Genomic DNA, 13,132 nt, shown 5'->3' with positions numbered 1-13,132 from the left:
CCGCCCCGGGGCGTGTGCTCAGTCCTCGTGTCCCAACTGCAGGTCGCGCTCGGTCCGACCGCCGCCGGCCATCTGCAGGACGGTGGCCACCGGTGGATACCCGGCGGCGATCACGGTGTACTCGCCGGCCGACAGGTCCACGAAGCGGAACAGCCCGTCGGCGCCGGTCGTCGCGGTGTCGACGACATTGCCGGCGGTGTCCAGGAGGGTCACCCGGGCGTCCTCGACGGGGCGTCCGCCACCGGCCCGTACGGTCCCGCGCAGGACCGCGCCACCGGCGAGTTCGACGTCCTGGCGGGTCTCGCGCGACGCCTGGACGGTGACCGGCAGCGCGGTCGGCCGGAACGCCGGGGCGCTGGCGGCGAGGGTGTACTCACCGGCCACCAACTCCCCCATGACATAACCCCCTTCACGCCCGGAGCGGGTGGCCGCGACCACCTCGCCGCGTACGTCGGTGAGGGTGACCATGGCATCGCGTACGGGCGTGCCGTCGGCGGTGGTGACGGCACCGGCCAGCCGCCCGGCGCCGCCGAGCACCACGTCCAGCTCGACCGGCCGCTCGCCGACGGTGACGCTCACGGCCTGCGGCTGGTGTCCGCCGGCTGCCGCGACCAGCACATACGAACCGGCGCCCGGTGTGGCGAGCGCGTACCGCCCGTCCTCGCCGGTGGCGCCGCGGCCGATCTGCCGCCCGTCGACGTCGATGAGGGTGAGCGCGGCACGCGGCACGATGGAGCCGTCGTGGTGCTGGACGGTGCCGCACACGGGGACGCCGGGGTGGCCCGTGGCGGCGTGGGCGCGCGGCCGGGTGTACGCGGACGCGGGGCCGGACGGGCCGGCGGGCGCCGCGTCGGCGGCGGGGCGGGCCGGGGGTACCGCGGCGGGGGCGGGCGGTTCGCCGTACGGGGCGTGCGGGGTCAGGGAGGCCTGCGGGGCAGGAGAGGCGTGGGACACCAGCGGTTTCTCTTTCAGGAAGAAGGCGAGCACAAAGCCCAGGACGAGCACCGGCACGAGGGAGAAGAAGACCCCCGGCACGGCGTGCGCGAAGGCGGCCACCTGGCCGTCGCGCAGCCAGTCGGGCAGCGCGCGCACGAGGTGCGGGGTGATCGACTCAGGATCGGGCAGCGGGGGCGGCCCCGGCAGCCGGTCGTCGAGCCGGCGCAGGAGCCGGTCGGCGAGGAGGGCGCCGAAGAGGGCCGCGCCGACGCTGCCGCCGAGTTGCCGGAAGCAGTGGTCGGCGCCGGTCTCGGTGGCGCGGTCGCGGCCGCGTACGGAGCTGCGTACGGCGAGCACCAGCACCGGTACGACCAGGCCGATTCCGAGGCCGAGGACGCCCGTCCAGAGGCCGCACACCTCGCGCGGGGTGTCCGGCCGCATCCGCGACAGCAGCCACATCCCCGCCGCGGCCACCGCGCAGCCCAGGACGGGGAAGGCCTTGTAGTGGCCGGTGCGGCCGATGAGCCGGGCGGCGACGGCCGAGGCGAGCACGATGCCGCCCGTCATCGGCAGCATCAGCAGCCCGGACTCGGTGGCCGTGGCCCCGTCGGCCGTCCGGAGGAAGGTCGGGAGGCTGTCGGCGGCGCCGAAGAGCGCGAGGCCGACGGCGGCGCCGACCAGACCGGTGACGTGGAAGACCGAGTCGCGGAACAGCCGCAGCGGGATCAGCGGTTCGGCGGCGAAGTACTCCACGGCGAGGAACAGCAGGGCGGTGCCGAGCGCACCGGCGGCGAGGCCGAGGACGGTCCGCGAGTTCCAGGCGTACTCGGTACCGCCCCAACTCGCCAGCAGGACAAGGCAGGTGGAGAAGGTGGCGAGCAGCAGCGCGCCGGCGATGTCGAGCCGCCGGCGGCCGGCGGGCCGGGGCGGCTTGAGGGCGAGGGCGAGGACCAGGAGCGTCAGCACGCCGCAGGGGACGTTGAGGTAGAAGCACCAGCGCCAGGAGGCGTGGTCGGCGCAGAGGCCGCCGACCAGCGGCCCGGCCGCGGTGGCGAGCCCGAAGGCGGCACCGAGCAGGCCCATGGAGCGCCGGCGGGCCCGCGCCGGGACGGCCTCGGCGGTGATCGCCCGGGCACCGATCATGAGCCCGCCGCCGCCGATGCCCTGCACGGCCCGGAAGACGATCAGTTCGTCCATGGTGCGCGACCAGCCGGCCAGCGCCGAGCCGGCGGTGAAGACGAGGATCGCGAGGAGGAAGACGGGCTTGCGACCGAAGAGGTCGCCGAGTCTGCCGTGGAGGGGCAGGGCGATCGCCGACGCGAGGAGGTAGGAGGTCACCACCCAGGACATCCGGCCCTGGCCGGGCAGTTCACCGGCGATCTTCGGGAGCGCGGTGGCGACGACGGTCTGGCCGAGGGCGGCGAGCAGCAGCGTCAGCAGCAGACCGGCGAGGACCATGCGGACCCGGCGGGGGCCGAGCGGCACCGGCGCCGCGCCGGGAGCGGACGCGTCGGTCCGCTCGCTCAGGGTGGTCCCGCCCACGTGCTGCTCCCCTCGTCACGCCTGCTGCCGCCCAATTTCTCGCATTGGGCGACAACAGCGTTCAAGCGCGACGAAAGGGTGCGTGCGGGGCGGGAACGGACGTCAAGTGCCTTGCCCCGGACGCCTCTTGGGCTCCCATCAGGGCTTTCCGAACGGAACCGATCCGGCGGGCCGGACACTTCGGCCCGCCGGAAACCACCCGAACCGGTGAGCGTGACGACACACACTCAGGGTGACGGAAGTGACTACGGATCACTCCTGTTCACCGTCACCCCTCGCGGCCGCCCTGCCGCGCTCGGGGGTCACTTCTCCATACGGGAGGCGAGGTTGGCGAGGATGGCGTCGTAGATCCGGCCGAGCCCCTTGGGCGCGAAGGTCCGCTCGAAGAAGCCGCCGATACCGCCGGCGCCCTGCCAGGTGGTGGTGACGACGACCTTGGCGCGCTTCTCGCCGGCCGGCGTGACGACCCAGGTCGTCACCATGGAGGAGTTGCGGTCCTTCTCCACGAGCTGACCGTCGGTCGGCTCGTCGACCTCCAGCAGGCAGTCGCGCACCCGCTTGCTCGTGGCCTGGAGCTTCCAGTGGACGAGGGTGCCCTTGCCGTCGCCGCCCTCGCGGACCTCGTACTCGCTGAAGTGCTCGGGCAGCAGCTGCTGGCGCGTGCCGGTGTAGTCGGCGAGCGCGTCGAACACGTCCTCCGGGTCCGCCGCGATCTCGCGCTGCGTGGTGGCCTCGACCTGACCCATGTGTGTCTTCCTCCAGTAGTCGGCTGCCGGTCCTGCGATGCGCCGCCAAGCCAACCACCACTGGGGGGCACGCCCAAAATCCGGGTCGACGAACCACAAGGGAACGTTTGTTCTATTATTGCGAACGGGGGGCTCGGCAGCACGCAGAAGGAGGCCCGATGCGCTGGGACAATCTGGGCGAAAGCCGATCCGCCCTGTTCGGCACGGACGTCGTCAGCCGCACGATCGACACCCCCGAGTTCCGCGGCATCACCTTCCACGAGGTGCGCGCCCGCTCGATCGTCAACCGCGTCCCGGGCGCCTCCCGGATGCCGTTCGAATGGACCGTGAACCCCTACCGCGGCTGCAGCCACGCCTGCGTCTACTGCTTCGCACGCAAGACGCACAGCTACCTCGACCTGGACACCGGGCTCGGCTTCGACTCGCAGATCGTCGTGAAGGTCAACGCCCCGGACCTGCTGCGCCGCGAACTGGCCGGGCGCCGCTGGCACGGCGACCACATAGCCATGGGCACGAACGTCGACTGCTACCAGCGCGCGGAGGGCCGCTACGGCCTGATGCCCGGCATCCTCGAGGCGCTGCGCGACCACGCCAACCCCTTCTCGATCCTCACCAAGGGCACGCTGATCCTGCGCGATCTGCCGCTGCTGCGGCAGGCCGCCGAGGTCACCGACGTCGGCATCTCCGTCTCCGTCGGCTTCCTGGACCCCGAGCTGTGGCGCACGGTCGAGCCCGGCACGCCCGCGCCGGAGCGCCGGCTGGACGTGGTGCGCACGCTCACCGCGCACGGCGTTCCGTGCGGTGTGCTGATGGCGCCGGTCATCCCCTTCCTCGGGGACGCGCCGGAGCAGCTCCGCGCCACGGTCCGGGCCATCGCGGAGGCCGGCGCCGGGTCCGTCACCCCGCTCGTCCTCCATCTGCGGCCCGGCGCCCGCGAATGGTTCATGGCCTGGCTGGGGCACCACCACCCGCGGCTCGTACGGCGCTACGAGACGATGTACGCGGACGGCGCCTACGCCCCCAAGTGGTACCAGCGCCGGATCACCCGCCAGGTCCATGAACTCGCCGCCGAGTACGGAATCGGGCCGGCCCGCGCCGGCGAGCACCGCCGGATCGCGCCACCGCCCCCGGCTCCCGCACCGGGCGGGCACCCGCCCAACGCCCCTTCCGAACCCGTCCAGTTGACGCTGCTCTGAGCCTCGGCCCCTCCTCCAGGACGCAACGCGCCCTGCGCTCCGCCCCGGCCGGACGCCTACGCCGAGGCGACCGGGACCGCCTCCAGGGCCCGCGCCAGGCGGTCGCGCGCCTCCATCTGGGCGGCGATCCGCTCGTCGATGGCGGCGAGCCGGTCACGGGCGATACGCAGGCCCGCGGGGGACGGCGGGGCCGTGGTCATGTCCCCGTCCAGGCAAAGGCCGAAGCACCGGACGTCGGCGAGGGTCAGCCCGGCGGCCAGGAGATGCCGTATGTTGCGCACCCGTACGGCCGCGCGCTCGTCGTAGACCCGATAGCCGTTGGCCGCCCGCTCCGAGGCGATCAGCCCCTCGCGCTCGTAGTTGCGCAGCGCGCGCGTCGACGCCCCCGTGAGCTCCGCCAGCTCGCCGATCCGCACCGGTACCCCTTCCGTCCACGACCGCCGACGGCGGCCGGCCCCTCCTGCCTGCCGTGTGAACTCCTGGCGGGGGACGCCGGTTCCCGGTTCAGCCCACCACCGCTCCTCCGTCGACCGGGAGGACCACCCCGGTCACGAACGACGCGGACGGCGCGGCGAGCCGGGTGACCGCCCAGGCCACTTCCTCGGGGCGACCGACCCGCCCCATGGGGGTGTGCTCGATCTGCCACTTCCGTATGGCCGTCCGCTGCTCCGGCGTCCAGCCCTGGTGCAGTGCGATCGGGGTGTCGATCGCGCCGGGGGCGACCGCGACGACCCGTACACCGCGCGGTGCGAGCTCCACCGCCCAGCTGCGGGTGAGGAGTTCGAGTCCGGTCTTGGTCGCGGCGTAGACCGAGTTGCCCGGCCACCCCCGCTGACCGACCGAGGTGCTGATGTTGACCACGACACCGCCGCTCCGTTCCAGGTGGGGCACCACTTCCTGGGTCAGCAGTACGGGCGCCACGAGGTTCGTCGCCAGCTGCGGCGCCATGCCCTCCTTGGTGTAGGTGCCCAGCGCCCCGCTGCCCACCACCGCCGCGTTGTTGACCAGGACGTCGAGTCGGCCGTAGGTCTCGACGGCGTGGCGCACGAGGGCCTGGGGCGCGCCGTCCGCGGTGATGTCCGCGGCGTACGGGACGATCTCGCCGCCCTCGCGTCCGGCCCCCGCCGCCGTCTCCGCCAGCGGCTCGGCCCGGCGCCCCACCGCCAGCACGCGCGCTCCCTCCGCCGCGAAGGCGCGGGCGGTGGCCCGCCCGATCCCGGTACCGGCTCCGGTGATGATCACGACCCTGCGGTCCGTCCCGGGCACGGTCGACCCGGTGTGCGTAGTGCGTTCCATGCCGGGAGTCTCGAACCCTGACGCCTGGGGCAAGGTCAAGCGGACACCTGCCGGCCGCACGCTTCCGGCCCGAAAACCCTTTTGACCGGCCTCCTAGGCTCTCTGACATGAACGGGTCCATGGATGGGGAACTGGACGGGCCGTCGGGCGGGTCCGGTGCACAGGCACCGCACCCGTTACCGATACGGGAGATGACCGAGGCCGATATCGACGCGGTCGCGGCGGTACGGGTCCGCGGATGGCAGGCCGCGTACCGGGGGCTGATGCCGCAGGCGTATCTGGACGCGATGAGCGTGGCCGCGGACGCCGAACGGCGGCGCTCGTGGTTCGGCCGCCGGCCGCCGGAGGTGTCCGACCTCGTGGCCGAGCGCGACGGAGAGATCGTCGGTTGGATCAGCGTGGGGCCGGCCCGAGACCCCGGCCTCACCCCGGAGCCGACCGCCGCGCCCGCGGCAGATCGGCCGGCGGGCGAGGTGTACGCCCTCTACCTGTCTCCGGGCGTGATCGGCACCGGCGTCGGACGGTCCCTGCTGGCCGCCGGGACGGCGCGCGCACGGGCGAGCGGATTTCGCACGCTGTACCTGTGGGTGCTGCGCGACAACGCCCGCGCCCGGCGGTTCTACGAACGGGCCGGCTTCGTGCCGGACGGGGCGGAGGAGGCGTACGAGGTGGGTGGCAGCAGCGTCCCCGAGGTGCGCTACTGGCGCCCCCTGGGACCGGGCCCGCGCTGAGCGTCGTCGGCCCCGGGACGGCCGCCGCCCCCCTTCGCCTCGGGCCCGCCCTGCCCGGGCACCTCATGGACGCCCAGTCGCGCCAGCGACGCCGCCGCGGCCGCCGCGAGCCGGGGGTGGGCGACGGCGGCGGCCAGCGCGGGGACGGCACGCCGGTCGCCCAGCGCGCCCAGGCCCTCGACACAGGCGAGCGCCACCCGCCAATAGGGGTTGTGCGGGGTCAGCAGCCGCTCCAGGGTCGCGATCAGCGCCGGTACGGACTGCGGCGCGCGGAGCTCGGCGAGCAGCCGGACCGGGTGCAGGGCGTAGGCGGTGCGCAGCGGGTTGGTGGCGAGCGCGGCCGCGGCACGGGCGGTGCGCGGGTCGCCGAGCCGGCTCAGGGCGTGCGCGGCGGTGGCGCAGCGCACCGGGTCGCGGTAGTTCAGCAGCAGTACGAGCGTCTCGAAGGCGCGCTTGTCCCCGGCGCAGCCGAGAATGAAAGCGGCGATCTCCCGGGCCCACAGGGGGCGTTCGACGGCGACCAGCATCCGGGCCAGTTCCTCCCGCCCGGCGGGGGTGTTCTTACGGGCCAGCCCCAGTAGCCGCTCGTAGGCGACCAGATCCTGTGGGGAGCGGAGTTCGGCCCGCACCCGGTCCGTCAACTCGTGGAATTCCTCTTCCATTTGCCGCTCCCCTCCCACCGGGCCACCCCGGCCCCTGCGACGTGGCCTGCACCACAGCCTAATGACCCGGACTACCCCTGGCGCTTCGGTTACCCACCGGTTAACCTGCTGGAACGAGCAGCACCACTGCTCAGGCGGCCTGGTGACGCAGCCGCCACAGAGTGAAGTCGGTTCGGCACCGCACAGCACGACACCAGTACGGAGCACACGGCACGGCCCCGGGACAGGGCCCGCCACAGCTCCGGCACCGCCGGCGCTGCCAGCAGCGCTGCGGCTCTCTCGGCCCACCGCCGTAATTCCCGCCGCTGCGTTTCGCTACGCCTCGCGTCCGCGCGGACACCCCTCAGTCGTCACTTCTCCCCTGCCCTCAGGGGAACACCCTCAGGAGTCTCGCGATGGGCCCTCAGTCCACCCCAGATCTCTCAACTGAAGCCTCCCCACCGTCCCTGTCCACCGTGGCCGTCATCGGTCTGGGCACCATGGGCACGGGTATCGCCGAGGTGCTGACCCGGGCCGGCCGCGAGGTCGTCGGGATCGACACCGACGAGGCCGCGGCCCGGCACGCCGTCGCCACGCTCGAAGCCGCCACCGCCCGCGCGGTGCAGCGCGAGCGGATCACGGAGCGGGAGCGCCAGGACATCCTGGCCCGCTTCCGCACCTTCACCGACCTTCAGGCCGCCGCGGACGCCGACCTCGTCATCGAGGTGGTGCCCGAGGACTACGAGCTCAAGCGGCAGGTCTTCGCCGGGCTGGACGCCGTGGTGCGTCCGGACGCCATCCTGGCCACCGGCACCAACGCGCTGTCCGTGACGCGGCTGGCCGCCGACTCGCAGCGCCCCGAGCGGGTGCTCGGCCTGCACTTCTTCAACCCCGCACCGGCCATGAAGCTGGTCGAGGTGGTCTCCTCGGTGCTCACCGCGCCGACCGCCGTCACGGCGGTCACCCAGCTCGCCCGCGATCTGGGCAAGGACCCGATCTCGGTCGGCGACCGGCCCGGTTTCGTCGCCGACGGGCTGCTCTTCGGCTATCTGAACCAGGCCGCGGCGATGTACGAGTCGAAGTACGCGACCCGCGAGGACATCGACGCCGCGATGCGGCTCGGCTGCGGGCTGCCCATGGGCCCGCTCGCACTGCTCGACCTGATCGGCGTGGACACCGCCCGTACGGTCCTGGAGGCGATGTACGCCGAGTCCCACGACCGCCTGCACGCCCCCGCGCCGATCCTGGGCCAGCTGGCCGAGGCGGGGCTGACCGGCCGCAAGACGGGGCGCGGTTTCTACACGTACGAGGGTCCGGACAGCTCCACGGTGGTTCCGGACGGTGAGAGCCCTGCGGCGGCCGACGGGGACGCCGCAGGGCGCGCGGTCTCCAGCGTCGGCGTCGCCGGCTCCGGGACGATGGCCAGCGGCATCGCCGAGGTCTTCGCCAAGGCCGGCTACTCCGTCGTGCTGGCCGCCCGCAGCCTGGAGAAGGCCGAGAAGGCCAAGGCCCGGATCGCCAAGTCGCTGGGCCGCTCGGTGGAGAAGGGCCGGCTGACCGCCGAGGCCCGGGACGCCGCGCTGTCGGCGATCACCCCGGCCGGCTCGCTCGACGCGTTCGCGGACGTGGACCTGGCGGTCGAGGCGGTGGCCGAGGACCTGGCGGTCAAGCAGGAGCTGTTCAAGGCGCTGGACAAGGTCTGCAAGCCGGGCGCCGTCCTGGCCACCACGACCTCCTCGCTGCCCGTCGTCGCCTGCGCCCGCGCCACCTCGCGCCCGCAGGACGTCATCGGGATGCACTTCTTCAACCCGGCGCCGGCCATGAAGCTGGTCGAGATCGTCCGTACGGTCCTGACCGCCGACGACGTGCACGCCACGGTGCGGGCGGTGTGCGCCAAGGTCCGCAAGCACCCGGTGGACTGCGGCGACCGGGCCGGCTTCATCGTGAACGCGCTGCTGTTCCCGTACCTGAACAACGCGATCAAGATGGTCGAGGAGCACTACGCGTCCCTGGACGACATCGACGCCGCCATGAAGCTCGGCGGCGGCTACCCGATGGGTCCGTTCGAACTCCTCGACGTGGTCGGCCTGGACGTGTCCCTGGCCATCGAGAAGGTGCTGCACGCCGAGTTCCGCGACCCGGGGCTCGCCCCGGCTCCGCTGCTGGAGCACCTCGTCGCCGCGGGCTGCCTCGGCCGCAAGACCGGCCGCGGCTTCCGTGAGTACGCCCGGCGCTGACGCGTGGCGGCGCCCCCGCCCGGGAGGGGGAGGTTGGGGTGGACTGCTGGAACCCGACGGCGGTCCACCCCCGCTCACAAGGGCGGAGGCGGCACCTCATGCCGCAGGTCGCGTAAATATGCAGTACCGTCCCCACATGTCCCAGCCCGCTCGCACGCAGCCCTCCGAGACCCCCGAGACCAGCACTCCCGGCACCCGCCGGGCGGCCGCGCAACGGCTCAAAATGCGCCGCGAACTGTCGGCGGCGGCCATGGAGCTGTTCGCGACCAAGGGCTACGAGGCGACCACGGTCGACGAGATCGCGGCGGCCGCGGGCGTCGCCCGGCGCACCTTCTTCCGCCACTTCCGTTCGAAGGAAGAGGCGATCTTCCCCGACCACGACGACACCCTCGTACGCGCCGAGGCCGTCCTGGACGCCGCCCCGCCGCATGAGAACCCCCTCGACACGGTCTGCCGCGGCATCAAGGAGGTCATGCGGATGTACGCGGCCTCCCCGGCCGTGTCGGTGGCCCGTTACCGACTGACCCGCGAAGTACCCACCCTCCGGGAGGCCGAGATCGCCTCGGTGGCCCGCTACGAGCGACTGTTCACCCGCTATCTCCTGGGGCACTTCGACGAGGGCGCCCACCGCGAGGGCGACGACGACCCGCTGCTGGCCGAGGTCGCCGCGTCCGCCGTGGTGACCGCGCACAACCACGTGCTACGCCGCTGGCTGCGAGCCGGCGCGGAGGGCGATGTCGAGGCGCAGCTGGACCACGCCTTCGAGATCGTCCGCGAGACCTTCGGCGCCGGTATCGGCGCCGGCCGCACCACCACGGGGGAGCAGCCCGCGGCGGCCGTCTCGCGGGAGGGCGAGGTGCTGGTCGCGGTGGCCCGCACGGACGCCCCGCTGGACGAGGTCATGCGTACGATCCGCAAGGCGATCAAGGACCGGAAGTGATCCCGTAACGGCCTGACGGACCCGGCTCGCTCGTGCTATCCACGTGGACGTGGCGGACGCGAGCGAGGCGGGGCCGGCTCCGGCCACCCACAACATCGTCAGTGGCGGGCAGACCCGCGACGTCATCCAGGGCGGCGTCGTGCAGATCTACGCCACCCCCTCCCCCGTGCGCTCGCTCAGCGCGCTGCCGCCCCGGCCCGCCGCCCTGCTCGGCCGCGAGGCCCCGCTCGCCGAACTCCTCGCCCTCCTGGCGCCCGACCGCCCCACCGGATCGCCCACCGCGATAGCGATCACCGGGGAGGGCGGCGTCGGCAAGTCGGCGCTGATGGCGGCCGCCGCCCACGAGGCGCACAAGTGGTTCCCCGGCGGGGTGCTGTACGAGGACGCCCGCGCACACGGCGCCGAGGGCCGGATGAGCGTCGAGGAGCTGGTGGGCACCTGGCTGCGCTCCTTCGGCATCCCCGGCGACCAACTCCAGCCCCACCGGACCGGTCTGCTGGGCCAGTTCCGCAGCCGGCTGCGCGAGGCCGACGAGGCGCTGCTCATCCTGCTCGACGACGCCTCGCCCGACGAGCACATCGGCCCGCTGATACCGCCCGACAGCCGGCACCGCCTCCTGGTGACCGTCCGCTCGGTCCCCGAGGACGCCGGGATCGCCGTGCTGCGGCTGGACACGCTCAGCCCGCAGGACTCCGTCGCGCTACTGGAGGCCGCGGCGACGGAGCCGGTCCCCCAGGCGCACCTGGACGAAATCGCCGCGCTCTGCGGCCACTTACCACTGGCGCTCGACGTCGTGGCGGGCCGGCTGCGCAACGGCGACGACAGCGCGCAGCGGGTGCTGTCCGCGTTACGTCCGCCCGGTGAGCGGCTCGCCGAACTCGACCCGGTACGGCAGGCGTTCGAGGCCTCCTACCAGGCGCTGGCCGACCCGGACGCGCGCATGCTGCGCCGCCTGGGGCTGCACCCCGGCGCCGAGATCGACGCCGAGTCCGCCGCCGCGCTCGCCGGCGTCTCGGCGGCGGAGGCCGACCGGATGCTGCGCCGTCTGACCCGGGCGCAGCTGCTGCGCGCCTCCGGCTCCGAGGGGCGGGTGCGCTTCCACGACCTGCTGCGGCTCTATGTGGACGAACTGTCGTGCCAGGAGCCCGAGTTGGCGCGAACCGCGGCGCTGGACCGCCTGATGGCGCACTATGCCCGGCGCGCCGCCACCGCCGACGATCCGTGGTTCGACCGGGAGCGCGGCGCGCTGGCGGCGGCGCTGGCGGACGCGGTGGACCACGGCCGGTCCGCGGGAGTCGAGCCGGTCGTGGATCACCTGGTGGCGTATCTGCTGCGGCGCAGCCGCACCGTGGACGCGCTGTTCGTGCTGCGGCAGGGGGCCGTCGCGGCGCAGCGCCGGGCGGACCACCGCCGGGAGGCGGAGCTGCTGCGGACGATGCGGCGGCAGTACCGCGCTCTGGAGCTGTGGCGGGAGGCCCAGTCGTGCGCCGAGGCGGGCCACCTCGCCCGTATCCGGGCCGGGGTGCGCTCGCCGGAGCTGGACGACGACCTCGGTGAGCAGGCGGCGGAGCGCGGCGACCACGCGGCCGCGGCGCACCACTACGGGCGGGCCGTGCGCGGCTGGGTGCTGCGCGGCGACCGGCGCCGGCTCGCCACCTCGCTGCTCGCCCGGGCCGACGCCGAGGAGCGGCTCGAACGCGTCCAGGACGCGGCGCGGTCGTACCAGATGGCGGTGGCCGCGGCGGACAACAGCGGCGACCACGCGGTCGCCGCGTACGCCTGGCTGAAGTCCGCCCGCTGCGCCGCCCACCGGCACCACCGCGCACACCAGCATCAGCTGCTGCGCCGCGGCCTGGCGGCGGCGCGCCGGTCGAACGACGTACGGGCGACGATCGAGGCGCTGGCGCTGCTGTCCGAGGCGGAGATCGAGGACGGGCGGCCGGGGGCGGCGGAACAGTTGTTCAGGGAGGCGCTCAGCGAGGCCGACGCACACCACCTGCCGCTGCTGCGGACCCGGCTGCTGGCGATCAACCGGCCGTGGCTGAAGCTGCCCCCGGAGCGCGGGAGCGAGCAGGCGCCCCCGGCCCGGCCGGACCGCGACGCGCAGAAGCCACCGCCGCCCAAGGCGCCCGAACCGCCCGTGGAGTCCGCCGCACGGCACGTACGCCCCGTTCTGCTGCGGCTGCTGGCGCTGCCCGTCTGCGGCGCGCTGTGGGCGCTGGGCTGTCTGGCCGGGGCGCTGGTGCACGGCGGCCCCGTCGCCCTGTGGCTGGCGCAGCTGGCGCTGGCCGGCGCCACGGCGTGGGCGGCCCGCCGGGTGTGGCAGCAGAGCCGGGGCAGCCGGCTCGGCGATCTGACCGCGGTCTTCCTGCACCGCTTCCACACGCTGCCCGCCACGGTCCTGCTCGCCGCCGGCGCCTGGGCGGGGGCGGCGGGCGCCGGCGTCGTGGCGGCGCTGCCGCTCGCGCTGCACTCCGCCGCCCAGCTGTGGCCGGGGCTCCGTGAGCGCCTGCGATCCCGGAGACGAGCGGACACGTAACCCGAATGGCCTAACCACACCCGCGTTAACGGCCGGTACATGCACGGTTCCCCTGTGTGGCCGTCACGCCTCCGATCGGGTCATCCATTGCTCATGCGTGCCGCCCGGATGACATCTGAGAGAAATTGCTGGCACTCAGTGTCTTGTCGACTGGCACGCGGTGTCATACGTTGAGGGTGTCCGGGCGGCCGGCGCGTAGCGAACCCACGCGCGCCGGCTGTCCCACCAGCCCCACGTGGCTGTCCGCCCGGACGCCTGCGTCACAGGCAAAATCCCAGCTACGGCTGGACTCGCGCACGCTTTGCCTCCAAAGCCTTTGTTACGAGCA

The 13,132-nt window shown here is 73.8% G+C and carries 10 protein-coding genes; 5 read left to right on the top strand and 5 right to left on the bottom strand.

Annotated features, from left to right (window positions below):
* Positions 1-18: 18 nt before the first annotated feature.
* Together WAB15_RS32995 and WAB15_RS32990 are read right to left on the bottom strand one after the other, a co-directional pair.
* A complete protein-coding gene (locus tag WAB15_RS32995) occupies positions 19-2,478 on the bottom strand; it encodes a DHA2 family efflux MFS transporter permease subunit (RefSeq protein WP_407288482.1) in 2,460 nt (819 codons plus the stop codon).
* 302 nt (positions 2,479-2,780) lie between these two features.
* Positions 2,781-3,224, bottom strand: a complete 444-nt coding sequence (locus tag WAB15_RS32990) for an SRPBCC family protein (protein ID WP_399148929.1) — start codon at positions 3,222-3,224, stop codon at positions 2,781-2,783.
* 158 nt (positions 3,225-3,382) lie between these two features.
* Here WAB15_RS32990 and WAB15_RS32985 point away from each other — a divergent pair, with 158 nt between their 5' ends.
* Entirely contained in the window at positions 3,383-4,420 is a 1,038-nt protein-coding gene (locus tag WAB15_RS32985; RefSeq protein ID WP_407288481.1) for an Rv2578c family radical SAM protein, read from the top strand.
* 56 nt (positions 4,421-4,476) lie between these two features.
* Here WAB15_RS32985 and WAB15_RS32980 read toward each other — a convergent pair whose 3' ends face one another.
* Together WAB15_RS32980 and WAB15_RS32975 are read right to left on the bottom strand one after the other, a co-directional pair.
* On the bottom strand, positions 4,477-4,836 hold the full coding sequence (locus WAB15_RS32980) for a MerR family transcriptional regulator (protein ID WP_399148927.1): 360 nt from the start codon (positions 4,834-4,836) through the stop codon (positions 4,477-4,479).
* Positions 4,837-4,924: 88 nt separating this feature from the next.
* Positions 4,925-5,716 carry an SDR family NAD(P)-dependent oxidoreductase gene (locus tag WAB15_RS32975; protein ID WP_407288480.1) on the bottom strand — a complete coding sequence of 264 codons (792 nt, stop codon included), beginning with the start codon at positions 5,714-5,716 and terminating at the stop codon, positions 4,925-4,927.
* A 191-nt stretch (positions 5,717-5,907) separates the two neighbouring features.
* On the opposite strand from WAB15_RS32975, the gene WAB15_RS32970 reads away from it, so the two are divergent.
* Positions 5,908-6,447 (top strand): GNAT family N-acetyltransferase, encoded by a 540-nt coding sequence (locus tag WAB15_RS32970; protein ID WP_407288479.1) that lies wholly within the window; start codon positions 5,908-5,910, stop codon positions 6,445-6,447.
* Here WAB15_RS32970 and WAB15_RS32965 read toward each other — a convergent pair.
* Positions 6,414-7,109: a HEAT repeat domain-containing protein gene (locus WAB15_RS32965; RefSeq protein WP_407288478.1), complete on the bottom strand. Its 696-nt coding sequence runs from the start codon at positions 7,107-7,109 to the stop codon at positions 6,414-6,416. The genes WAB15_RS32970 and WAB15_RS32965 overlap by 34 nt on opposite strands.
* Before the next feature lie 395 nt (positions 7,110-7,504).
* On the opposite strand from WAB15_RS32965, the gene WAB15_RS32960 reads away from it, so the two are divergent.
* From WAB15_RS32960 to WAB15_RS32950, 3 genes are all read left to right on the top strand, one after another.
* Positions 7,505-9,325: a 3-hydroxyacyl-CoA dehydrogenase family protein gene (locus WAB15_RS32960; RefSeq protein WP_407288477.1), complete on the top strand. Its 1,821-nt coding sequence runs from the start codon at positions 7,505-7,507 to the stop codon at positions 9,323-9,325.
* Between the two features lie 136 nt (positions 9,326-9,461).
* Positions 9,462-10,265 carry a TetR family transcriptional regulator gene (locus tag WAB15_RS32955; protein WP_393489920.1) on the top strand — a complete coding sequence of 268 codons (804 nt, stop codon included), beginning with the start codon at positions 9,462-9,464 and terminating at the stop codon, positions 10,263-10,265.
* A gap of 49 nt (positions 10,266-10,314) precedes the next feature.
* On the top strand, positions 10,315-12,804 hold the full coding sequence (locus tag WAB15_RS32950) for an NB-ARC domain-containing protein (protein WP_407288476.1): 2,490 nt from the start codon (positions 10,315-10,317) through the stop codon (positions 12,802-12,804).
* Positions 12,805-13,132 lie beyond the last annotated feature (328 nt).

This window comes from Streptomyces sirii (assembly GCF_045690365.1).
Lineage (GTDB): Bacteria > Actinomycetota > Actinomycetes > Streptomycetales > Streptomycetaceae > Streptomyces > Streptomyces sirii.
This window is presented reverse-complemented; position numbering and strand designations above follow the sequence as displayed.

What these genes read in the sequence shown, in the direction of transcription:
- WAB15_RS32990 (WP_399148929.1), bottom strand. Translation starts at nt 3,224, where the DNA reads ATGGGTCAGGTCGAGGCCACCACGCAGCGCGAGATCGCGGCGGACCCG.
- WAB15_RS32985 (WP_407288481.1), top strand. Translation starts at nt 3,383, where the DNA reads ATGCGCTGGGACAATCTGGGCGAAAGCCGATCCGCCCTGTTCGGCACG.
- WAB15_RS32975 (WP_407288480.1), bottom strand. Translation starts at nt 5,716, where the DNA reads ATGGAACGCACTACGCACACCGGGTCGACCGTGCCCGGGACGGACCGC.
- WAB15_RS32970 (WP_407288479.1), top strand. Translation starts at nt 5,908, where the DNA reads ATGACCGAGGCCGATATCGACGCGGTCGCGGCGGTACGGGTCCGCGGA.
- WAB15_RS32965 (WP_407288478.1), bottom strand. Translation starts at nt 7,109, where the DNA reads ATGGAAGAGGAATTCCACGAGTTGACGGACCGGGTGCGGGCCGAACTC.
- WAB15_RS32960 (WP_407288477.1), top strand. Translation starts at nt 7,505, where the DNA reads ATGGGCCCTCAGTCCACCCCAGATCTCTCAACTGAAGCCTCCCCACCG.
- WAB15_RS32955 (WP_393489920.1), top strand. Translation starts at nt 9,462, where the DNA reads ATGTCCCAGCCCGCTCGCACGCAGCCCTCCGAGACCCCCGAGACCAGC.